At 59.8% G+C, this 20,623-nt stretch carries 18 protein-coding genes; 9 read left to right on the top strand and 9 right to left on the bottom strand.

Annotated elements, in window-relative coordinates; genetic code table 11:
• Positions 1 to 45 precede the first annotated feature (45 nt).
• Complete coding sequence (locus AB4N91_RS06810; protein ID WP_010456300.1) at positions 46 to 735, bottom strand: MlaA family lipoprotein; 690 nt, start codon at positions 733 to 735, stop codon at positions 46 to 48.
• A 200-nt stretch (positions 736 to 935) separates the two neighbouring features.
• On the opposite strand from AB4N91_RS06810, the gene AB4N91_RS06805 reads away from it, so the two are divergent.
• The gene (locus AB4N91_RS06805; RefSeq protein ID WP_077748234.1) at positions 936 to 1,556 is read left to right on the top strand and encodes a phosphatase; all 621 of its coding nucleotides are present in this window, start codon (positions 936 to 938) and stop codon (positions 1,554 to 1,556) included.
• 109 nt (positions 1,557 to 1,665) lie between these two features.
• Positions 1,666 to 1,929 (top strand): DUF4404 family protein, encoded by a 264-nt coding sequence (locus AB4N91_RS06800; RefSeq protein ID WP_102594409.1) that lies wholly within the window; start codon positions 1,666 to 1,668, stop codon positions 1,927 to 1,929.
• 172 nt (positions 1,930 to 2,101) lie between these two features.
• Here AB4N91_RS06800 and queF read toward each other — a convergent pair whose 3' ends face one another.
• Together queF and copI are read right to left on the bottom strand one after the other, a co-directional pair.
• Entirely contained in the window at positions 2,102 to 2,932 is an 831-nt protein-coding gene (gene queF, locus AB4N91_RS06795) for an NADPH-dependent 7-cyano-7-deazaguanine reductase QueF (protein WP_077748233.1), read from the bottom strand.
• Between the two features lie 61 nt (positions 2,933 to 2,993).
• The gene (gene copI, locus AB4N91_RS06790; protein ID WP_010456308.1) at positions 2,994 to 3,518 is read right to left on the bottom strand and encodes a copper-resistant cuproprotein CopI; all 525 of its coding nucleotides are present in this window, start codon (positions 3,516 to 3,518) and stop codon (positions 2,994 to 2,996) included.
• 155 nt (positions 3,519 to 3,673) lie between these two features.
• Between copI and AB4N91_RS06785 the strand changes: the two genes are divergently transcribed.
• Together AB4N91_RS06785 and AB4N91_RS06780 are read left to right on the top strand one after the other, a co-directional pair.
• Positions 3,674 to 4,354 carry a heavy metal response regulator transcription factor gene (locus AB4N91_RS06785; RefSeq protein ID WP_010456310.1) on the top strand — a complete coding sequence of 227 codons (681 nt, stop codon included), beginning with the start codon at positions 3,674 to 3,676 and terminating at the stop codon, positions 4,352 to 4,354.
• Positions 4,354 to 5,703, top strand: coding sequence for a heavy metal sensor histidine kinase (locus AB4N91_RS06780; RefSeq protein ID WP_460112201.1), 1,350 nt, complete (start codon positions 4,354 to 4,356; stop codon positions 5,701 to 5,703). The genes AB4N91_RS06785 and AB4N91_RS06780 overlap by 1 nt, the downstream gene beginning before the upstream one ends.
• A gap of 103 nt (positions 5,704 to 5,806) precedes the next feature.
• Here the strand turns inward: AB4N91_RS06780 and AB4N91_RS06775 are convergent, their stop codons facing one another.
• The 3 genes from AB4N91_RS06775 to AB4N91_RS06765 form a co-directional block, all read right to left on the bottom strand.
• Positions 5,807 to 7,051, bottom strand: coding sequence for a lipoprotein-releasing ABC transporter permease subunit (locus AB4N91_RS06775; protein ID WP_010456313.1), 1,245 nt, complete (start codon positions 7,049 to 7,051; stop codon positions 5,807 to 5,809).
• 65 nt (positions 7,052 to 7,116) lie between these two features.
• The gene (lolD, locus tag AB4N91_RS06770; RefSeq protein WP_167360488.1) at positions 7,117 to 7,800 is read right to left on the bottom strand and encodes a lipoprotein-releasing ABC transporter ATP-binding protein LolD; all 684 of its coding nucleotides are present in this window, start codon (positions 7,798 to 7,800) and stop codon (positions 7,117 to 7,119) included.
• A 7-nt stretch (positions 7,801 to 7,807) separates the two neighbouring features.
• On the bottom strand, positions 7,808 to 9,058 hold the full coding sequence (locus tag AB4N91_RS06765) for a lipoprotein-releasing ABC transporter permease subunit (protein WP_010456317.1): 1,251 nt from the start codon (positions 9,056 to 9,058) through the stop codon (positions 7,808 to 7,810).
• 94 nt (positions 9,059 to 9,152) lie between these two features.
• Here AB4N91_RS06765 and AB4N91_RS06760 point away from each other — a divergent pair, with 94 nt between their 5' ends.
• The gene (locus AB4N91_RS06760; protein WP_010456319.1) at positions 9,153 to 9,731 is read left to right on the top strand and encodes a PilZ domain-containing protein; all 579 of its coding nucleotides are present in this window, start codon (positions 9,153 to 9,155) and stop codon (positions 9,729 to 9,731) included.
• Positions 9,732 to 9,745: 14 nt separating this feature from the next.
• On the top strand, positions 9,746 to 10,468 hold the full coding sequence (locus tag AB4N91_RS06755; RefSeq protein ID WP_010456321.1) for a glycerophosphodiester phosphodiesterase: 723 nt from the start codon (positions 9,746 to 9,748) through the stop codon (positions 10,466 to 10,468).
• Between the two features lie 42 nt (positions 10,469 to 10,510).
• Here AB4N91_RS06755 and sthA read toward each other — a convergent pair whose 3' ends face one another.
• Both sthA and AB4N91_RS06745 read right to left on the bottom strand, forming a co-directional pair.
• Positions 10,511 to 11,905, bottom strand: a complete 1,395-nt coding sequence (gene sthA, locus AB4N91_RS06750) for a Si-specific NAD(P)(+) transhydrogenase (protein ID WP_010456323.1) — start codon at positions 11,903 to 11,905, stop codon at positions 10,511 to 10,513.
• Between the two features lie 207 nt (positions 11,906 to 12,112).
• Complete coding sequence (locus AB4N91_RS06745) at positions 12,113 to 13,099, bottom strand: FAD:protein FMN transferase (RefSeq protein ID WP_460112200.1); 987 nt, start codon at positions 13,097 to 13,099, stop codon at positions 12,113 to 12,115.
• A gap of 203 nt (positions 13,100 to 13,302) precedes the next feature.
• On the opposite strand from AB4N91_RS06745, the gene tcuC reads away from it, so the two are divergent.
• Positions 13,303 to 14,601: an MFS transporter gene (tcuC, locus tag AB4N91_RS06740; protein ID WP_010456327.1), complete on the top strand. Its 1,299-nt coding sequence runs from the start codon at positions 13,303 to 13,305 to the stop codon at positions 14,599 to 14,601.
• Between the two features lie 165 nt (positions 14,602 to 14,766).
• Here tcuC and AB4N91_RS06735 read toward each other — a convergent pair whose 3' ends face one another.
• A complete protein-coding gene (locus AB4N91_RS06735) occupies positions 14,767 to 16,230 on the bottom strand; it encodes a glyceraldehyde-3-phosphate dehydrogenase (protein WP_042932690.1) in 1,464 nt (487 codons plus the stop codon).
• A gap of 363 nt (positions 16,231 to 16,593) precedes the next feature.
• On the opposite strand from AB4N91_RS06735, the gene mfd reads away from it, so the two are divergent.
• Both mfd and AB4N91_RS06725 read left to right on the top strand, forming a co-directional pair.
• Entirely contained in the window at positions 16,594 to 20,043 is a 3,450-nt protein-coding gene (mfd, locus tag AB4N91_RS06730; RefSeq protein ID WP_010456331.1) for a transcription-repair coupling factor, read from the top strand.
• A 10-nt stretch (positions 20,044 to 20,053) separates the two neighbouring features.
• A complete protein-coding gene (locus tag AB4N91_RS06725; protein ID WP_010456333.1) occupies positions 20,054 to 20,620 on the top strand; it encodes a CsiV family protein in 567 nt (188 codons plus the stop codon).
• Positions 20,621 to 20,623: the final 3 nt, after the last annotated feature.

The raw sequence follows: 20,623 nt of genomic DNA, 5'->3' as shown, positions 1-20,623 counted from the left end.
AAGAAGGCGGCCAATCGGCCGCCTTCTTCATTTCACGGGTAGAGATCAAAAATCGTCTTCGACCTGGCCGTCTTTGACCTTGAACTCGCGGTTCTGCAAATACGCATTGCGAATGAACGTGTATTTGTCGCCAGTGATCAACTTCTCGCTCGACAGCAAGCTGGCGCGGGTGTCGACGATGTTCAGGCCGAAGATCGAGTTACGCACGGGCACGTCGTTGATATAGCGATACGGGCCGGTGTAGCCGTCGACGTACTTGGATGGCGCATCACGCAACGTGCTTGGGCCCAACAGCGGCAACATCACATACGGGCCGCTGCCCAAGCCCCAGTAACCGAGCGTCTGGCCGAAGTCTTCGTCGCTACGATTCAGGCCCATTTTGGTGCCGACGTCGAAGAAGCCCAGCAGGCCGAAGGTAGTGTTGAAGATCAGACGCGCAGTATCGACGCCAGCCGCGGCCGGTTTAGCCTGCAAGACGTTGTTGGCAAGGTTGGTGACATCACCGACGTTGCGGAACATGTTGTGAATGCCGTCTTCCAGAAACTGCGGCGTCACGAACTGGTAGCCTTGAGCGATTGGCTTGAGTGCATAGGTGTCGACGAAGTCGTTGAACTGGAAGATTGGACGGTTGACGCTTTCCCAAGGGTCTTCTTCCGTGGCAGCCTGGGCTGCGAACGGAACCAGCAACACGCTGGCACACACACAAAGCTGAGCTAGACGATTGCTCCAGCGCATAGAAAACTCCTTGGATTGTACTGGCATGGGCACTTGGCCCAGGCGATAAGCTGGCTAGTATAAGACGGAAAAGCCGGTTTAGGGCAGCCTCGCGCGTGAGGACTTACAGATGATTCGTCCTGACTGAGCGCGCTTCACATCAGTGTCATGCAACTGTCACCGGCAACACATAGCCTTGTCGTTATTTCAGGGACGTTGATATGCCGCACGCCGAAGCCTTGCCCGTTGCCGCACCCAGCCTGACCGCCGTACTGTTCGGGCTCAGCGGTTGCCTGGTGGATTTCGGCGCCCGGATGCGCCAGCACGATACTCACACACCAGCGCATGCCGAGGTCACCCCCGGCGCGCTGGACAGTCTGAACAGCTTGCAGCGCCAGCAGATTCCTTGCGCCTGGCTCGACGAGTTGCCCCCCGCCCTCACCCATTCGCTGGCCGGCGCCCTGCCTGCGTGGATCAAACCTTCGCAACACCCCGCAACACTCAATCCATGGCCGGCGCCGAACGCTTGCTGGCAAGCCTTGATGGCATTGAATGTCGAACGACTCGATGGTTGCGTGCTGGTCAGTGGCGAACCGCGACTGCTGCAATCGGGACTGAATGCCGGGTTATGGACGATCGGCCTGGCGTCCTGCGGTTCGCTCTGCGGGTTGGCGCCCAACGAATGGCAGGCCTTGAGCCAAAAGGAGCGCGAACACCTGCGTGGTAAAGCGACCGTGCAGTTGTTCAGCCTGGGTGTGCATTCGGTGATCGATCACCTCGGCGAGCTCGACACCTGCCTGGCGGACATCAGCCTGCGTCGGCTCAAGGGCGAAAAGCCCTGATCGAGATCATGCAGGTTGCGCGGGAGTGGATTAATCTAAAGGCAAGCCATAGACCTTTGGCACGCTGCTGCGGTCTATGCCAGTGCCTATTGATAAAAGGAAGAACGCCATGCCTGCCCGCGAACTGCAACAACAGCTCAATACTCTGCGCGAGCAATTGGAACAGAATCCGCCGCTGACGGAAGCCGAGCGCGAAGACCTGCACGCGCTGATGCAACAGATCGAACTGGAGCTTGAGCTCGAAACCAAAACCCAGGATTCCAGCCTCGTCGACGGCGTCAACCTGGCCGTCGAACGCTTTGAAGTCGAACACCCCACCCTCGCTGGCACCTTGCGCAACATCGTGCAAGCCTTGGCCAACATGGGGATCTGAATACGCCAGATGCAAAAAAAGCCCCGCCAGTGATGGCGGGGCTTTTTCATACCCGGGAAGTGCACTGCAATCCTTGTAGGAGCGAGCCTGCTCGCGATGACGGCAGCACATTCAACATCGATGGTGCCAGACACTCCGCCATCGCGAGCAGGCTCGCTCCTACAGGAGTATTTTACTGACGGACCAGACGATGGTTCGGCAGCTGCACGTCTTCAGTGCTGCGATACGGGTTGATGTCCAACCCACCACGCCGCACATACCGCGCATACACCGTCAACCTCTCCGGTTTCAACAACCGCTGCAAGTCGAGAAAAATCCGCTCCACGCACTGCTCATGAAAGTCCGAGTGCTGACGGAAGCTCACGATGTACTCCAGCAAACTCGCGTGATCCAGGGCCGCGCCACGGTATTCCACCGCCACGCTGCCCCAGTCCGGCTGGCTGGTGACCGGGCAGTTGGATTTGAGCAGATGACTGTGCACGCTCTCTTCGACAATGCGCGAATCATCGCAACGCAACAGCTCCGGGCGCGGATGTTCGTAGTTGCTGACGCTGATCTCCAGATCATCGATACACACACCCGGCAACGCCACGACGCCTTCGGCTTCGACATCCTTGAGGCTGCGAATCCGCACGCCAACCGGCTTGCCGGCAGCGGCCGACAGGTCTTTGACCAGCGTCGCTTCAAGGGTCGCGCTATCGGCAAACGGTGTCTGGTTCAACGAGTTCAGGTACAGCTTGAACGACTTCGACTCGATGATGTTCGGCGAATCCGCCGGGATGCTGAATTCGCCAATCGCCACCACCGGCTTACCGGACGGCAACAGCCACGACAGCTCGAAGCAGTTCCAGAAGTCCACACCCTTGTAAGGCAGGGTTTGCGCCGTCAGGCCCAACTCGGCCCATTTCGCGGTGCGCGGGATCGGGAACAGCAAGGACGGCGTATAAGTGGCGATGTATTCGCTGGATTTGCCCAGCGGCGAGTGTTCGGCTGCGGGATGCATGGCGGAAACCTGACTGAAGAATCAGCGGATTCTACCAGCCTTTGCGCCCGCCTTTGAGTGCTTACTGACTGACAGTCAGTTTGCCGACCATGCCCGCCTGGTAATGGCCGGGAATGTTGCAGGCAAATTCCAGGTTGGTGGCCTTCGTGAAGGTCCAGGTCAGCTCGGCCGTTTTTCCCGGCTCGACGAGGACACTGTTCGGGTCATCGTGCTTCATCATCCCGTGATCCATGCCTGCCATCGAACCGTGGTCCATTTCCTTCATGCCTGTAGGCGTGAGCATGCCGCTCTGCTGCATCTTCATCATTTCCTGCTGATGACGGGCATGCATCGCCGCATCGCCGAGGTTGAATTCGTGCAACAACTGGCCTTTATTCACCAGCACAAAACGAATCGTCTCACCCGTTTTGATATCGATCGCCTTGGCCGTGAATGACATGTCATCCATCACCACCTCGACACTTCGGGTAGCCTTGGTTGCCGGGGCTGGCTGACCGAAATCCCGGGGCTGCGCCGACGAGGCCCACACTGGCGAGCTTAACGCCAACAAACACGCGGCCAGCCCCTGATATTTACGCAAAAACATAGTCGTACTCCAACAAGATAAGGTTCAGCCTGTGGAAAACTCTAAACTGTCGCCACTGCCCGCGACCTGACAGCCAAATTACAACTTTGTCAGGTTGGCCTGTATCAACGCTGCCCACGGTATAAAGCCTTCGTTCCACTTGCCTCGAGTTGCCCATGAAGCTGCTGATCGTCGAAGACCAACCGAAAACCGGCCACTACCTGCGCCAGGGCCTGACTGAGGCCGGTTTCAACACCGAACTGGCGGCCGACGGCATCACCGGCCAACAACTGGCCTTGAGTGGTGATTACGCGTTGTTGATCCTTGATGTGATGCTACCCGGTCGCGATGGCTGGCAAATCCTGCAGGCGGTGCGTGGCGCCGGTCTCGATACACCAGTCCTTTTTCTGACGGCGCGAGATGCGGTTGAGGACAGGGTCCACGGCCTCGAACTCGGCGCAGACGATTACCTGGTCAAGCCGTTCGCCTTTTCCGAATTGCTGGCTCGGGTCCGCAGCCTGTTGCGACGCGGCAGCGCTTCGCCTCAGGAAACCAGCCTGCAACTGGCCGACCTGCGCCTGGATTTGATCCGCCGCCGGGTGGAGCGCGGCGGTCAACGCATCGACCTGACCGCCAAGGAGTTCGCCCTGCTGGAAATGCTCCTGCGGCGCCAGGGTGAGGTGCTGCCCAAATCACTGATTGCCTCCCAGGTCTGGGACATGAATTTCGACAGCGACACCAATGTCATCGAGGTCGCGATCCGCCGTTTGCGCCTGAAGATCGACGATGAATTCCCCAACAAGCTGATTCATACCGTGCGCGGCATGGGTTATGTCCTTGAAGAGCGACCTGCCTGATGCGTCGACTCTCGCTGAGCAGTCGCCTGGCGCTGCTGTTTGCGGCCTGCACCGCCGTGGTTTCATTGTTTGCCGGAGTGTTGTTCAGTCGTGCCAGCGAGGCGCACTTCGTCGAACTCGATCAGCAGTTGCTGGACGGCAAATTGATGGGTTTGCGCCGCGCGCTGCATGACGTTCAGCCGAGTGAGAGCGAAGTCAGACTGGCGGATGAACTGAGTCGGCAGGCCGACCTGTCGCTGCGAATCACTGGCAGCGATGGCCAGCGCTGGTATGACAGTTCGCCGCACCTGCCCCGGGAATTACCTACCCAGGCGGGTTTGTCCACGGTGAGTAGCGAAGGTACCGACTACCGCGTCCTCAATGCTCCGTTGTATCTCGACAAACCTGACTCACCGCAATTGACCTTGCTGCTGGACATCACCCATCACCAGCACTTTCTGCAACGCATGCAGCGCCTGATCTGGATGACCGTCGGCTTGTCGGCGCTGGCCACCGCGTTGCTCGGTGCGTGGGCGGCACGCAGTGGTTTGCGCCCGTTGCGACGCATGAGCGCGATCGCCAGCGGCGTTTCAGCGCAATCGCTCAATGCCCGGCTGCCCGACGAGAATATGCCGTCGGAGCTCGAGGAATTGGCACACAGCTTCAACGCCATGCTCGGACGCCTGGACGACTCTTTTCAACGGCTCTCGGCGTTTTCCGCTGACATCGCCCATGAGCTGCGCACGCCGTTGTCGAACCTGCTGACCCACACTCAGGTCACCCTCACTCGCCCTCGGCCTATCGAGGACTACCGCGAAGCGCTGCACAGCAACCTCGAAGAACTGCAATGGATGGCGCAACTGGTCAACGACATGTTGTATCTGGCCAAGGCTGACCATGGGTTGTTGATGCCCAAGCGCGAACCGCTGGAGCTGGCGGGAGAAGTGGATCTGTTGCTGGAGTTTTTTGCGCCGTTGGCGGAGGACGCGCAGGTCAGGTTGAGTCGTGAAGGCAGTGCGCGCATGGAGGGTGATCGCAGCATGTTGCGTCGGGCACTTTCCAATCTGCTGGACAACGCGTTGCGGTTTACACCAGCCGAAGGCGAGGTTCGGGTGCGGATTGTCGATCAGGTCAAAGCCTTGAGTTTGACGGTCGAGAACAGTGGGGACGGGATTGACGGGGCGTTGCTGCCGCGATTGTTTGACCGGTTTTATCGGACCGATCCGGCGCGCCAGGAAGGCAGTAGTGAACATGCGGGATTGGGATTAGCGATCACTCAGTCAATCATCCGCGCCCATGGCGGACAGATTCATTGCGAATCGAATGATGGGTGGACGCGGTTTGTGATTGAGTTGCCAAAGGGAGATTAAGGCCAGCAGAGCCGGCCCCATCGCGAGCAGGCTCGCTCCCACAGTGACCGAGTTGAATCAGATCCAATGGGCGCGAGCCTGCTCGTGACGGCGGTGTAACGACTTACGAATACCGCAACGCGTGTGCTGGCTCGATCTTCGCCGCACGCCAGGCCGGGTAGACCGTCGCCAGGAAGCTCAGGACGAACCCCGCCGAGCAGATCAACAACACATCCCCACCCTGCAACTCCGACGGCAGGTTACTGACGAAATACACGTCAGAACTGAAGATGTGCTGGCCACTGACCCGCTCCATCCACCCCACCAGCTCGCTGACGTTCAGCGCCGCTATCACGCCCAGAACGCCACCGATCAAGGTGCCGACAACCCCGATCACCGTGCCCTGCACCATGAAGATCGCCATGATCTGCCGCGGTGTGGCGCCAATGGTGCGCAGGATCGCGATGTCCGCGCCCTTGTCGTTCACCACCATGATCAACGTTGCGATGATGTTGAACGCCGCCACGGCGACGATCATCAGCAACAGCAGGCCGATCATGGTTTTTTCCATCTTCATCGCACTGAACAGACTGCCCTGGGTGTGGGTCCAGTCATCAGCCTTGTAAGCGGTGCCCAGCCCGCCCGCGATATCGCTGGAGACCTTCGGCGCCGCGTACAAATCCTTCACCGCCAATCGCACGCTCTGCACCTGGTTCGGTTCCCAGTGCTGCATCTGCGCGGCATCGGCGACGTGGATCAGCGCCATCGAGCCATCCAGCTCGGCACCGACCTTGAACACGCCCACTACGTTCAGCCGCTGCATGCGCGGGGTAATGCCGCCCGGTGCGTTGCTGACTTCCGGCACGATCAGGGTGATCTTGTCGCCGACATTCAAGCGGAAACGCCGCGCGGTGATTTCGCCGATCACCACGCCGAACTCGCCCGGTTTCAACGCATCGAGACGGCCCTGAACGATGTGCTGGGCAACGATCGACACCTTGCCTTCCAGTGCGGGATCTACACCGCTGACCTGAATTGGCTGCATCGTGCCTTTATAGGAGAGCATGCCTTCCATCTCGGTGAACGGCACGGCGGCAGTGACTTCCGGGTTTTTCATCGCGGCGGCGGCCACGGGCTGCCAATCGTCGATCGGCTTCACGCCGACGATGGTCGCGTGCGGCACCATGCCGAGGATGCGCGAGCTCATTTCGCGCTGGAAGCCGTTCATCACCGACAGCACCACGATCATCGCCAGCACGCCGAGGGCGAGGCCGATCATCGAGGTCATCGAGATGAAGGAAACAAAGCGATTGCGGCGCTTGGCGCGGGTATAGCGCGTGCCGATAAAGATCGATAACGGTCTGAACATTCGCTGGGGCACCGTATAAAAATAAAAGACCCGACGTACTGTTCAGCACGCCGGGTTTCGGCCAATCAGATGGGCGTCAGGCAACCTTCCTGCAAATGCAGGACGCGATCCATCTGGCGAGCCAGGTTCATGTCGTGAGTCACCACCAGGAACGCCGTGCGCATCGAGGTGCTGAGTTCCAGCATCAAATCCTGAATGCCCTGGGCGGTGTGGGAGTCGAGGTTGCCGGTCGGCTCGTCGAGCATCACCAGGCCTGGCTTGTTCACCAGGGCGCGGGCGATGGCAACGCGCTGACGTTCGCCGCCGGACAGTTCAGACGGTTTGTGCTCCAGGCGATGGCCAAGCCCTACCCGCTCCAGCAACGCAGTCGCACGCTGGCGCGCTTCCGGAATCGCAGTCTTGCCGATCAGCAGCGGCATGCAGACGTTTTCCAGCGCGGTGAACTCAGGCAGCAAATGGTGGAACTGGTAGACGAAACCCAGCGACCGGTTGCGCAGCAGGCCGCGATTCTTCTCGCTCAGGGCCGACAGCTCTTCGCCATCGAGCCAGACGCTGCCCTTGGTCGGCGTGTCGAGACCGCCCAACAGGTTGAGCAAGGTACTTTTGCCCGAACCCGAGGTGCCGACAATCGCCACGCGCTCACCCGGATGCAACTCCAGTTGCAGACCGGCCAGCACTTCTACCGACTCCGGGCCTTCCTCGTAGGACTTGCCCAGGTTGCGGCAGCTCAAGATTGCTTTATCACTCATACCCAACTCACTCATAACGTAGCGCCTCCGCAGGCTGGGTGCGCGCGGCACGCCAGGCTGGATACAGGGTGGCGAGGAAACTCAGGACCAACGCGGCGGCGCAGACCATCAACACGTCCTGGCTCTGCACTTGCGACGGCAGGTAATCGATGAAATACACGTCGGCGTTCAGGAATTTGTGGCCGATCAACCCTTCGAGGGCCGAGATCGCAGCGCTGACGTTCAACGCGGCGAAGATCCCGACCACGGCGCCGATCAGCGTGCCGATCACGCCAATGACCGTGCCCTGGACCATGAAGATCGCCATGATCTGCCCCGGCGTGGAGCCCAGGGTTCGCAGAATCGCGATGTCACCCTTCTTGTCGTTCACCACCATCACCAGCGTGGAAATGATGTTGAAGGCCGCAACGGCGACGATCAGCAGCAACAGCAGGCCGATCATGGCTTTTTCCATGCGGATCGCCTGATACAGATTGCCGTGGGTACGGGTCCAGTCGCGGGCGTAGAAATGGTCCTCACCGAGTTGCTGGGCGATATTCCACGCCGTGCGCGGGGCCTGGAACAGGTCATCGAACTTCAGGCGGATGCCCTGGACCTGATCCGGCTTCCAGCGATGCATTTTCGCCAGATCCTGCAGGTTGGTGACACCCAGGTACCCGTCGATCTCACCGGCGCCGACATGGAAAATGCCGACCACGGTAAAGCGTTTCATGCGCGGGAACATCCCGGCCGGGGTCACCGTGACTTCCGGTGCCACGAATGTCAGCTTGTCGCCAACCGCGGCGCCAAGCTTGGCGGCCGCCTTGTCACCGATGACAATGCCGAAGCTGCCCGGCGTGAGGTCGTCGAGTTTGCCCTGCTGCATGAAGTTATCAATGATCGAGACCTGGCGTTCCAGCGCAGGGTCGATGGCATTGAGCAGGACTTTGGAGACCTTGCCGTTGTTGGTCAGCAAACCCTGCATCTGGGTGAACGGCGCAACGGCCGTCACCTGCGGGTTCTGCTTGACCTTGGCGGCCAGGCTTTGCCAGTCGCTGATCGGTTCACCGGACTCGATGGTCGCGTGGGGCACCATGCCCAGCACGCGGGTGCGCATCTCATGATCGAAGCCGTTCATGACCGAAAGCACGACGATCATCACGACCACGCCGAGGGCGAGTCCGATCATCGAGGTCAGGGAAATGAATGACACAAAATGATTGCGGCGCTTTGCACGGGTATAACGCGTGCCAATAAATACGAAGAGAGGTCTGAACATGTCGGGGCTTGTTCGGAGGGAAAAGGAACGTCCTTGTGGCGGGGGTCGATAACCAGCTTTACACTCAGACCACCGCCGCTACCATGGGTTCGCCATGTCGACATTAGATGAAGAAGATCGCCGCGAATACTACCGTATCGAGGACACGATCGCACTGGAAATTCGGCCCCTGTCCGCTCCCGAAGCCGCAGGCCAGGAAGTGTTGCAGGATGCTTCCCCACTGTTCAACTTGCTCAGCGAACTGCACCTGAGCGAATTCGAGTCGCAACACCTGCTGCGCCAGATCAGTGAGCGCGACCGCAACCTCGCTGCGTTCCTGAAATCCCAGAACAAACGCATCGATCTGCTGAGCCAGGTGATCGCCATCACCGTACTCGGGCAGATCGGCGAGCCGCAGCCGGTGATCATTTCCGAAGGCGGTATCGACTTCCAGCATCCGACGCCCATCGCCGTGGGCGCGCACCTGTCGGTCAAACTGGTGCTGATGCCACAAGCCCTCGGCCTGTTGCTGCGGGCCAAGGTCACGCATTGCGATCGCAAGGCTGGCGCCTACGACGTTGGCACCGAGTTCGAATACCCGACCGACGCCCAGCGCCAATTGCTGGCCCGCTACATTTTGCAGAAGCAGGCCCAGGAACGACGTCTGGCCCGCGAAAACGAATCAGGCATTTAATTTAAGGAAGAACCGTGACCCTCATCTACGGCCATCGCGGCGCCAAGGGCGAAGCACCGGAAAACACGCTGACCAGTTTCCAGCAATGCCTCAAGCATGGCGTGCGCCGCTGTGAACTGGACCTGCACCTGTCCATGGACAACGAGTTGATGGTCATCCACGACCCGACACTCAAGCGCACCACCGACCGACGCGGCAAGGTCGTCGAGCACACGGCGGCCGAGCTGGTGACCTACGACGCACGCAAGGGCGGGCCGGGCTGGATCAAGCCTTGCCCGATCCCCACGCTGGAAGAGTTGTTCGAGAAATGCGATTTCGAGCATTGGCAGCTGGAAGTCAAAAGCGCATCTCGCACCCGTGCCGCAACGACCGTGCTGGCGATACGCGAAATGGCTCAGCGTTTCGGCCTGCTCGACAAGGTCACGATCACATCGAGTTCACGCGAAGTGCTGAAAGCCGCGCTGGACCTGGTGCCGGACGTGTCTCGTGGATTGGTGGCTGAATATGCATGGCTCGACCCGTTGAAAGTCGCCCAGAGTTACGGCTGTGAGATTCTGGCGCTGAACTGGACCCTGTGTACGCCGGAACGCCTGCAGAAGGCGCAGCGTCAGGGGCTGCATGTGTCGGTATGGACAGTCAACGAGCCCGCGCTGATGCGCAGACTCGCCGACTTCGGCGTTGACAGCCTGATTACAGACTTTCCCGGTTTGGCCAGCGCCACCCTCGAGAATTGCTGAAATCGGTCTCCCCGGCCGGCTCAGGCCACCGGCCGGAGCCACTCAAAAAAGCCGGTTGAGGCCATCGTAAGCCGCTACCCGATAGGCTTCGGCCATGGTCGGGTAGTTGAACGTCGTGTTGACGAAGTACTTCAGGGTGTTCAGTTCGCCCGGCTGGCTCATGATCGCCTGACCGATGTGAACGATCTCCGACGCCTGATAACCGAAGCAGTGAACGCCCAGCACTTCCAGGGTCTCGCGGTGGAACAGGATTTTCAGCATGCCCTGGGGCTCGCCGGCAATCTGTGCACGCGCCATGCCCTTGAAGAACGCCTTGCCCACTTCGTAGGGCACCTTGGCCTGAGTCAGCTCCTGCTCGTTCTTGCCGATCGAGCTGATCTCCGGAATGGTGTAGATACCGGTCGGCACGTCGTTGACGAAGCGCCAGCTGTTGTTATCGACGATGCTGCCAGCGGCCGAACGACCCTGGTCGTGGGCGGCACTGGCCAGGCTCGGCCAGCCGATCACGTCACCGGCACCGTAAATGTTCGGTACGCAGGTGCGATAGGCTTCGTCGACTTCGATCTGGCCACGGCTGTTGACCTTCACGCCGATGTTTTCCAGACCCAGCTGGTCGGTGTTGCCGGTACGACCGTTGCACCAGAGCAAGGCATCGGCCTTGATCTTCTTGCCGGACTTGAGGTGCAGGATCACGCCGCTGTCCACGCCTTCGACGCGGTCGTAGTCTTCGTTGTGGCGAACCGTGATGTTGTTGTTGCTGAAGTGGTAGCTCAGGGCCTGGGAAATTTCCGAGTCCAGGAAACTCAGCAACTGACCGCGGTTGTCCACCAGTTCAACCAGCACACCCAGGCCACTGAAGATCGACGCGTATTCGCAACCGATCACGCCAGCGCCGTAAACGATGAGTTTGCGCGGGGTGTGGCCGAGGCTGAGGATGGTGTCGCTATCGTAGATGCGCGGGTGATGGAAATCGATGTCCGCCGGGCGATAAGGACGCGAGCCGGTGGCGATGATGATGTGCTTGGCCACCAGTTTTTCGACCACACCGTTGGCGCAGACCACTTCGATGGTTTGCTCGTCGGCGAAGCTGCCGGTGCCAAAGAACACGTCGACGCGATTACGGGCGTAGTAGCCGGTGCGCGAGGCGACTTGTTTGGAAATGACTTTTTCGGCGCTTTTCAGCACGTCCGGAAACGAGAACCAGCGCGGCTCACCAATGGCCCGGAACATCGGGTTGGTGTTGAACTGCATGATCTGCCGGACCGAGTGACGCAGTGCCTTGGACGGGATGGTACCCAGGTGGGTGCAGTTGCCGCCGACCTGGCGACGGCTATCGACCATCGCCACCTTGCGCCCTGCTTTGGCGGCGTTCATTGCCGCGCCTTCTCCCGCCGGGCCGGAACCCAGTACCACCACGTCGTAGTTGTAGACAGCCATGCGTACTCCTCAGAACAGGCCGCAGTGCCCTCGGCACCTGCGGCTAAATCACGCCGATCTGTGGCGTGAAGGAACAATTTGGGGCCAATGCAGAACCCGGACACAGTCTATAGAAGCGTCAACGCCGGGCACATTAACCCTTGGTCGCGTCGTAGGCTAGTTTTGCCTGCACTACAACGCCAGTCTTCGATGCGCGAACCGTCGCAATCATTCAGTTTTGCCGCCACTGAGGCGCTCAAAAGCCTGATTGGTTCGTGTGACGAAACCTGTATCGGCACGGATCACAAAAAATGCGCCGATATCGTGTTTTTCTGCGTAGTCCCAACCGCGCTCCGGTCCGAGAATCAGCAACAGCGTCGATAAGCCATCGGCCATTAACGCTGAAGGATTAATCACTGTGACCGACGCCAGGGTGTGTGAGACCGGCGCACCGGTGCGGGCATCGAAGGTGTGGGAATAGCGCCGACCGTCCTGCTCGAAATAGTTACGGTAGTCGCCGGAAGTGGACACTCCGTAGCCGTCGACAACAATCACACGCTCGGCCACTTGCTGATCATCCCGAGGCTCTTCCAGAGCGATGCGCCATGGCGAGCCATCGTGTTTCTTGCCGGCCGCCTTGAGTTCGCCGGTGACCTCGACCAGGTAGCTGCGGATGCCCATCGCTTCGAGTTTTTCGGCAATGGTATCGACGGCGTAACCGGCGGCGATGCTGTTGAAGTCGACTTCGACGGCTGCGTCCTTGCACAGCTGATCGCGATCGATGCGCAGGTGTTGGTAGCCAACCCTCTGCCTTACTTCGGCGAGCGACTGGGCGGTGGGGACTTTTTCCTCACGGGCTTGCGGGCCGAACCCCCAGAGATTGAGCAGCGGTTCCACAGTCAGGTCGTAGGAGCCTTCGCTTTGTTCCGACAGCAGCTGAGCAACGCGGATCAGTTTGAGGATCGACGCGGGCATTTTCTGACAGCGATTGGCGGGGAGATCGTTGAAGCGCTCGATGTCCGAATCGCTGCGGTAGGTCGAGAATTGTCGATCCACTTCAGCAAGGATATTTTCTACTTCAGCCTGCACCGCTTTCGGCCCGAGCGTGTAGGAATGCCTCACGTATTGAATGGAATAACGACTGCCCATGGCTGGGCCGTCGAAGCGTTCCAGACTGTCGCCGTTGCCACAACCGGACAAAACACCGACCAGCATCACAATCCCAGTCCACCGTCCAGTTAACAAATCTTCATCTCCCCCCAAAACCGCGCCCGCCATTATGGGCTTCAGAGCGCATGGGAGCCAGACCTGCCTCATCTGCCTGTCAGACGCAAAACCTGTGGGAGCCTCACTTCGCCACACAGGCTCGCGCAGGTGCAGCGCGTTCAAACAAGACTTACCAGAGTGAGTATCTACAAATGTCCTCCAACACGAGCAAAGGCAAGGCGATTTTTCGCGTTGTCAGCGGTAACTTTCTCGAAATGTTCGACTTTATGGTCTACGGCTTTTACGCCACGGCCATCGCGAAAACGTTCTTTCCTGCCGACAGCGCTTTCGCCTCCCTGATGTTGTCGCTGGCCACTTTCGGTGCTGGATTCCTGATGCGCCCGCTGGGCGCGATTTTCCTCGGCGCCTACATCGACCGTCATGGCCGCCGCAAAGGCCTGATCATCACCCTCGCAATGATGGCTGCCGGCACGGTGCTGATTGCCTGCGTGCCGGGTTACGCCACCCTCGGCGTGGCCGCGCCGCTGCTCGTGCTGTTCGGCCGCCTGCTGCAAGGCTTCTCGGCCGGCGTGGAACTGGGCGGCGTGTCGGTGTACCTGGCAGAGATTTCCACGCCGGGTCGCAAGGGCTTCTTTGTCAGTTGGCAATCCGCCAGTCAGCAAGCCGCGGTAGTGTTCGCCGGTCTGCTGGGAGTCGGTTTGAACCATTGGCTCAGCCCCGAAGAAATGGGTGACTGGGGCTGGCGTGTTCCATTCCTGATCGGCTGCATGATTGTGCCGGTGATTTTCGTGATTCGTCGTTCGCTTGAAGAAACCCCGGAATTCCAGGCGCGCAAACACCGCCCTACCCTGCGGGACGTCGTCCGCTCGATCAGTCAGAACTTTGGCATCGTCATCGCCGGCATGGCATTGGTGGTGATGACCACGGTGTCGTTCTACCTGATCACCGCCTACACCCCGACCTTCGGCAAAGCCGAATTGCACCTGTCGGATCTGGATGCGTTGCTGGTGACGGTCTGTATCGGTCTGTCGAATTTTTTCTGGCTGCCGGTCATGGGTGCCGTGTCCGACAAGATCGGGCGCAAACCCCTACTCCTGGCGGCGACCATTCTGGCGATCCTTACGGCCTACCCTGCCCTGTCATGGCTGGTGGCGAACCCGAGCTTCAGCCATTTGCTGATCGTCGAGTTGTGGCTGTCGTTCCTGTACGGCTCGTACAACGGCGCCATGGTGGTGGCGCTGACCGAGATCATGCCGGTGGAAGTTCGTACCACCGGCTTCTCCCTGGCCTACAGCCTGGCGACTGCAACGTTCGGCGGGTTTACACCTGCGGCGTGTACGTACTTGATCCATGTGCTGGATAACAAGGCAGCGCCGGGGATCTGGCTCACTGGCGCGGCGGTGCTGGGGTTGATTGCGACGCTGGTGTTGTTCAAAGGCAATCGGCATGAACTGCGGACTGCGCAAGCCGCGGTGGTCGGCGGCGCCTGACAAATCGCTTTCGCGGGCAAGCCTCGCTCCTACAGGTCATTTGCCAGTTTTGAGCGGGCGCATGCCCGCGTAAAGGCCGGCACAAACCACACCTCTGGAAACTGACAAATTGCACAAACAAAAACGCCCCGACCAAAGTCGGGGCGTTTCATGTGCAGCTAAGGCTTAGCGCGGGAATGCTGGCGGGTTTACACCGGCCATGTCTTCCATCACGCGAACCACCTGGCAGCTGTAACCGAACTCGTTGTCGTACCAGACGTACAGAACAACGCGGTTGTCTTGGGTGATGGTTGCTTCAGCGTCCACAACGCCTGCGTGGCGCGAGCCAACGAAGTCGGTGGAAACCACTTCCTGCGAATTGACGTAGTCGATTTGCTTATGCAGATCGGAGTGCATGGCCATCTGGCGCAGGTACTCGTTGATCTCTTCACGAGTGGTGGCTTTCTCAAGGTTCAGGTTGAGAATGGCCATCGACACGTTTGGCGTCGGAACGCGGATCGCGTTACCGGTCAGCTTGCCGGCCAGCTCAGGCAGTGCCTTGGCAGCAGCAGTGGCAGCACCGGTCTCGGTGATCACCATGTTCAGCGCGGCACTACGGCCACGGCGATCGCCTTTGTGGAAGTTGTCGATCAGGTTCTGGTCGTTGGTGTACGAGTGAACGGTTTCAACGTGACCATTTACGATGCCGAACTTGTCGTTCACAGCTTTGAGCACCGGCACGATGGCGTTGGTGGTGCAGGAAGCGGCGGAAACGATCTTGTCGTCAGCAGTGATATCACCGTGGTTGATGCCGTGAACGATGTTCTTCAGCTTGCCTTTACCCGGCGCGGTCAGAACAACGCGGTCGATACCTGGGCAAGCCAGGTGTTGACCCAGGCCCTCGGCGTCGCGCCATACACCGGTGTTGTCCACCAGCAGCGCGTCTTTGATGCCGTACTGGGTGTAATCCACTTCAGTCGGGTTCTTCGCGTAGATCACCTGGATCAGGTTGCCGTTGGCGGTGATGGTGTTGTTGGCTTCATCAATAGTGATGGTGCCATCGAACGGACCATGAACCGAGTCACGACGCAGCAGGCTTGCACGCTTGACCAGATCGTTCTCGGCGCCCTTGCGGACAACGATGGCGCGCAGACGCAGGCCGTCGCCACCACCGGTTTTCTCGATCAGGATGCGCGCCAGCAGACGGCCGATACGACCGAAGCCGTACAGGACAACGTCGGTGCCTTTGCGAGCGGAAACGTTCTGCTGACCAACGACATCAGCCAGTTCTTCGCGGACGAACTGCTCGGCAGTGCGGCCATTGCCTTCGGCTTTGAACTTGACCGCAAGCTTGCCCAGGTCAACCGAAGCGGCGCCGAGCTTGAGCTCGCTCATCGCCTTGAGCAGCGGGAATGTTTCGTGGACGGACAATTCGCTGTCATCGGACTGACGATGACGAGCAAAGCGGTGAGCTTTGAGAATCGCAATGACTGAACGATTGATCAGGCTGCGGCCATAGATCGAGCTCACCACGTTGTTATTGCGGTAGAGCTGACCGATAAGCGGAATCATCGCTTCTGCGAGTGCTTCACGGTCGATCCATTCACCAAGACACTGGTCGGGCTTCTGAGTCACGGGAACCTTCCACATGTAGGGGCAGAAAAAAGGGGCTACATTATGCCGCCGAGTGCCTCCCGTAGCAATGCGCGCCTGTCGTGCGATCCGTAACAAAATCAGGTTCAAAAAAATCACGCAGCGATGCAGCCCAGTAAAACCGGGGCTTTCAGCGCAGTCAATTTTTTGGAGATACCGCTGTCTTATCCGTAACCCTCCGTAACACTCGGTCGTTTTGCCACTACATAATCATCAATTTCCGGTAAAAAACCGGCGAATTTTGTCTTTACCACTACATTTCGCCAAACCTGCGTAATAGACACAGTCTGCAACTGACAGGCGGCACCCGGGGCCGCTACAATTACCGACTTTGTCGCAACGCTTGGAGCTCAACCTTCCGTGCCCGTTCTGCGTCTACCGCTTCTCCCTGCCGCGGCAGGTAAACAGCACTGGGGCAACCTGCCCGGTGCCGCCCTTAGCCTGGCCATCGCCGAGGCTGCCAGCGCTGCCAAGCGCTTTACCCTGCTGCTGACCGCCGACAGCCAAAGTGCCGAACGGCTGGAACAGGAGCTGAGTTTCTTCGCCCCGGATTTGCCTGTGCTGCATTTCCCGGACTGGGAAACCCTGCCTTACGATCTGTTTTCACCCCACCAGGACATCATTTCCCAGCGCATCGCGGCCTTATATAGGTTGCCGGAGCTGAGCCATGGCGTATTGGTCGTGCCGATCACCACTGCGCTGCACCGCCTCGCGCCGACCAAATTCCTGCTCGGCAGCAGCCTGGTGCTGGACGTTGGCCAGAAGCTCGACGTCGAGCAAATGCGCACCCGACTTGAAGCCAGTGGCTATCGCTACGTCGACACGGTGTACGAGCACGGCGAGTTCACGGTGCGCGGCTCGCTGATCGACCTGTTCCCGATGGGCAGCAAACTGCCCTTCCGTATCGACTTGTTCGACGACGAAATCGAAACGCTGCGTACCTTCGACCCGGAAAACCAGCGCTCCATCGATAAAGTCGACACCGTTCGCCTGTTGCCCGCGCGGGAATTCCCGCTGCAGAAAGATGCGGTCACCCGCTTCAAGGCACGCTTTCGCGAGCGTTTCGATGTCGACTTCCGTCGCTGCCCGATCTTTCAAGACCTGAGCAGCGGGATTACACCGGCCGGTATCGAGTACTACCTGCCGCTGTTCTTCGACGAAACCTCGACGCTGTTCGATTACCTGCCCCAGGACACACAAGTGTTTTCCCTGCCGGGCATCGAGCAGGCGGCGGAAAACTTCTGGAACGACGTGCGCAATCGCTACGAAGAACGCCGCGTCGATCCGTCCCGTCCGTTATTACCTCCGGCCGAACTGTTCCTGCCGGTGGAAGACTGCTTTGCGCGCCTGAAGAACTGGCCGCGGGTAGTGGCCAGTCAACAGGACGTGGAAACCGGCGTCGGTCGCGAGCGCTTCCCGGCGCGCGAACTACCGAACCTGGCCATCGAAGCCAAGGCCACCCAGCCGTTGGCGGCGCTGGCCGGCTTCCTCGACGAGTTTCCCGGGCGCGTGCTGTTTACCGCCGAGTCCGCGGGTCGTCGTGAAGTGCTGCTGGAATTGCTCGAACGCCTGAAGCTGCGACCGAAAACCGTCGACAGCTGGCCGGACTTTGTCGCAAGCAAGGAGCGATTGGCGATCACCATCGCGCCGCTCGACGAAGGCCTGGTACTCGACGACCCGGCCCTGGCGCTGGTGGCCGAAAGCCCGTTGTTCGGTCAGCGGGTGATGCAACGTCGTCGCCGCGAAAAACGCGCCGATGCCAACAACGATGCAGTCATCAAGAACCTTACCGAGTTGCGCGAAGGCGCGCCGGTGGTGCATATCGATCACGGCGTCGGTCGCTACCTGGGTCTGGCGACCCTGGAAATCGACGATCAGGCTGCCGAGTTCTTGACCCTGCAATACGCAGAGGGCGCCAAGCTCTACGTGCCTGTGGCCAACCTGCACCTGATTGCTCGCTACACCGGTAGCGACGATGCCCTGGCCCCGCTGCACCGCCTCGGCTCGGAAACCTGGCAGAAAGCCAAACGCAAAGCCGCCGAGCAAGTGCGCGACGTCGCGGCCGAGCTGCTCGACATCTATGCCCGTCGCGCCGCTCGCGAAGGTTATGCCTTCGAAGACCCGAAAGCCGACTACGCAACCTTCAGTGCCGGTTTCCCGTTCGAAGAAACCCCGGATCAGCAAACCACCATCGACGCCGTCCGCGCCGACATGCTGGCACCGAAGCCGATGGACCGCCTGGTCTGCGGCGACGTGGGCTTCGGCAAGACCGAAGTGGCGATGCGCGCGGCGTTCATTGCGGTGCATGGCGGTCGCCAGGTGGCGATCCTGGTGCCGACTACCCTGCTCGCCCAGCAGCATTACAACAGCTTCCGCGACCGCTTCGCCGACTGGCCGGTGAGCGTGGAAGTGATGAGCCGCTTCAAGTCGACCAAGGAAGTCAACGCTGCAGTGGCGGACCTCGCCGAAGGCAAGATCGACATCGTCATCGGCACGCACAAGTTGCTGCAGGACGACGTGAAAATCAAAAACCTCGGGTTGGTCATCATCGACGAAGAGCATCGTTTTGGTGTCCGTCAAAAAGAACAGCTCAAGGCCCTGCGCAGTGAAGTCGACATTCTTACCCTGACCGCCACGCCGATTCCGCGCACGCTGAACATGGCGGTGTCGGGCATGCGCGACCTGTCGATCATTGCCACGCCGCCAGCCCGTCGCCTGTCGGTGCGGACCTTCGTCATGGAGCAGAACAAGAGCACGGTCAAAGAGGCCCTGCTGCGTGAGTTGCTGCGCGGCGGTCAGGTCTATTACCTGCACAACGACGTCAAGACCATCGAGAAGTGCGCCGCCGACCTCGCCGAACTGGTGCCGGAAGCGCGGATCGGCATCGGCCACGGGCAGATGCGCGAACGCGATCTCGAACAGGTGATGAGCGACTTTTATCACAAGCGCTTCAACGTGCTGATTGCCTCGACCATCATCGAGACCGGCATCGACGTGCCGAGCGCCAACACCATCATCATCGAGCGTGCCGACAAATTTGGCCTGGCGCAGCTGCACCAATTGCGCGGCCGCGTCGGTCGCAGTCACCACCAGGCTTACGCTTATTTGCTGACCCCGCCACGCCAGCAGATCACTCCCGACGCCGAAAAACGTCTGGAAGCGATCGCCAACACCCAGGACCTCGGCGCAGGCTTCGTGCTCGCCACCAACGACCTGGAGATCCGTGGCGCCGGCGAACTGCTGGGCGACGGTCAGAGCGGTCAGATCCAGGCGGTCGGTTTCACCCTGTACATGGAAATGCTCGAGCGCGCGGTGAAGTCGATCCGCAAGGGCGAACAGCCGAACCTCGACCAACCGCTGGGCGGTGGTCCGGAAGTCAATCTGCGCGTCCCGGCGTTGATTCCCGAAGCCTACTTGCCGGACGTGCATGCCCGACTGATTCTCTACAAACGCATTGCCTCGGCCACCGATGAGGAAGGCCTCAAAGACCTGCAAGTGGAGATGATCGACCGTTTCGGCCTGCTGCCGGAACCGACGAAGAACCTGATGCGCATCACGGCATTGAAGCTGCAAGCCGAACTGCTGGGCATCAAGAAAGTCGACGGCGGCCCGCAAGGCGGCCGGATCGAGTTCGCCGCGCAGACGCCGGTCGACCCGCTGACCCTGATCAAACTGATCCAGGGTCAGCCCAAACGCTACAAATTCGAAGGTGCCACGATGTTTAAATTCATGGTCCCGATGGAGCGCCCGGAAGAGCGCTTTAATACTGTAGAGGCGCTGCTTGAGTGCCTCATTCCGAAAACTGCTTGAAGGACGCCGCATGCGCCTGTTTTGTTTACTGACCTTGCTGACCACCCTGGTCGCTCCTACGGCGTTTGCCGATGACCTGTACCAGGTTGAAATGATCCTGGTGCGGCAAAACGCCGTGCCAGCCATTGTCAGCAAAGCCGCACCGGAAGACTGGGCTGCCGGTGCAAAAAGTATCAGCAAGGACAACCTGCGCACGCCGAGCCTGAATAATGAAGTGCAAAAACTCAGCGCCAGCAGCGATTACACGGTGTTACTGCACAAGGCCTGGCAACAGAACCTGGGCGAAGATGCCCGCAAGATCGCCATCAGTGAGGGCAAGGAACAGTTCGGCCAGTTCCCGATCGAGGGCACGTTGAGCTTGAAACTGGGACGTTTCACCGACGTCGACGCGGATTTCTGGGTCAACCAGATCGACGCCAATGGTTTGGTCACCGCCAGCGAACGCCTGAAGCAGGAAAGCCACACCAAGAACGGCCAGCTGAACTTCCTCGACAACGGCCACCTCGGCCTGCTGATCAAGATCACCTCGCTCACCGCCCCTGCGCCTCGGCCAGTCCCCGATGAAATTCCGGACTGATTG

Source organism: Pseudomonas sp. H3_D04, assembly GCF_054669175.1.
Note: the sequence above shows the minus strand (reverse complement) of the source record. Positions and strands in the feature narration are given on the sequence as shown.

Bases quoted from the DNA above. Each gene is read 5' to 3' on its own strand.
- AB4N91_RS06735 (WP_042932690.1), bottom strand. From the start codon at position 16,230: ATGTGGAAGGTTCCCGTGACTCAGAAGCCCGACCAGTGTCTTGGTGAA.
- AB4N91_RS06760 (WP_010456319.1), top strand. From the start codon at position 9,153: ATGTCGACATTAGATGAAGAAGATCGCCGCGAATACTACCGTATCGAG.
- AB4N91_RS06765 (WP_010456317.1), bottom strand. From the start codon at position 9,058: ATGTTCAGACCTCTCTTCGTATTTATTGGCACGCGTTATACCCGTGCA.
- lolD (WP_167360488.1), bottom strand. From the start codon at position 7,800: ATGAGTGATAAAGCAATCTTGAGCTGCCGCAACCTGGGCAAGTCCTAC.
- sthA (WP_010456323.1), bottom strand. From the start codon at position 11,905: ATGGCTGTCTACAACTACGACGTGGTGGTACTGGGTTCCGGCCCGGCG.
- AB4N91_RS06785 (WP_010456310.1), top strand. From the start codon at position 3,674: ATGAAGCTGCTGATCGTCGAAGACCAACCGAAAACCGGCCACTACCTG.
- AB4N91_RS06745 (WP_460112200.1), bottom strand. From the start codon at position 13,099: ATGCTGGTCGGTGTTTTGTCCGGTTGTGGCAACGGCGACAGTCTGGAA.
- tcuC (WP_010456327.1), top strand. From the start codon at position 13,303: ATGTCCTCCAACACGAGCAAAGGCAAGGCGATTTTTCGCGTTGTCAGC.
- AB4N91_RS06805 (WP_077748234.1), top strand. From the start codon at position 936: ATGCCGCACGCCGAAGCCTTGCCCGTTGCCGCACCCAGCCTGACCGCC.
- copI (WP_010456308.1), bottom strand. From the start codon at position 3,518: ATGTTTTTGCGTAAATATCAGGGGCTGGCCGCGTGTTTGTTGGCGTTA.
- AB4N91_RS06810 (WP_010456300.1), bottom strand. From the start codon at position 735: ATGCGCTGGAGCAATCGTCTAGCTCAGCTTTGTGTGTGTGCCAGCGTG.
- AB4N91_RS06725 (WP_010456333.1), top strand. From the start codon at position 20,054: ATGCGCCTGTTTTGTTTACTGACCTTGCTGACCACCCTGGTCGCTCCT.
- AB4N91_RS06780 (WP_460112201.1), top strand. From the start codon at position 4,354: ATGCGTCGACTCTCGCTGAGCAGTCGCCTGGCGCTGCTGTTTGCGGCC.
- AB4N91_RS06775 (WP_010456313.1), bottom strand. From the start codon at position 7,051: ATGTTCAGACCGTTATCGATCTTTATCGGCACGCGCTATACCCGCGCC.
- AB4N91_RS06800 (WP_102594409.1), top strand. From the start codon at position 1,666: ATGCCTGCCCGCGAACTGCAACAACAGCTCAATACTCTGCGCGAGCAA.
- queF (WP_077748233.1), bottom strand. From the start codon at position 2,932: ATGCATCCCGCAGCCGAACACTCGCCGCTGGGCAAATCCAGCGAATAC.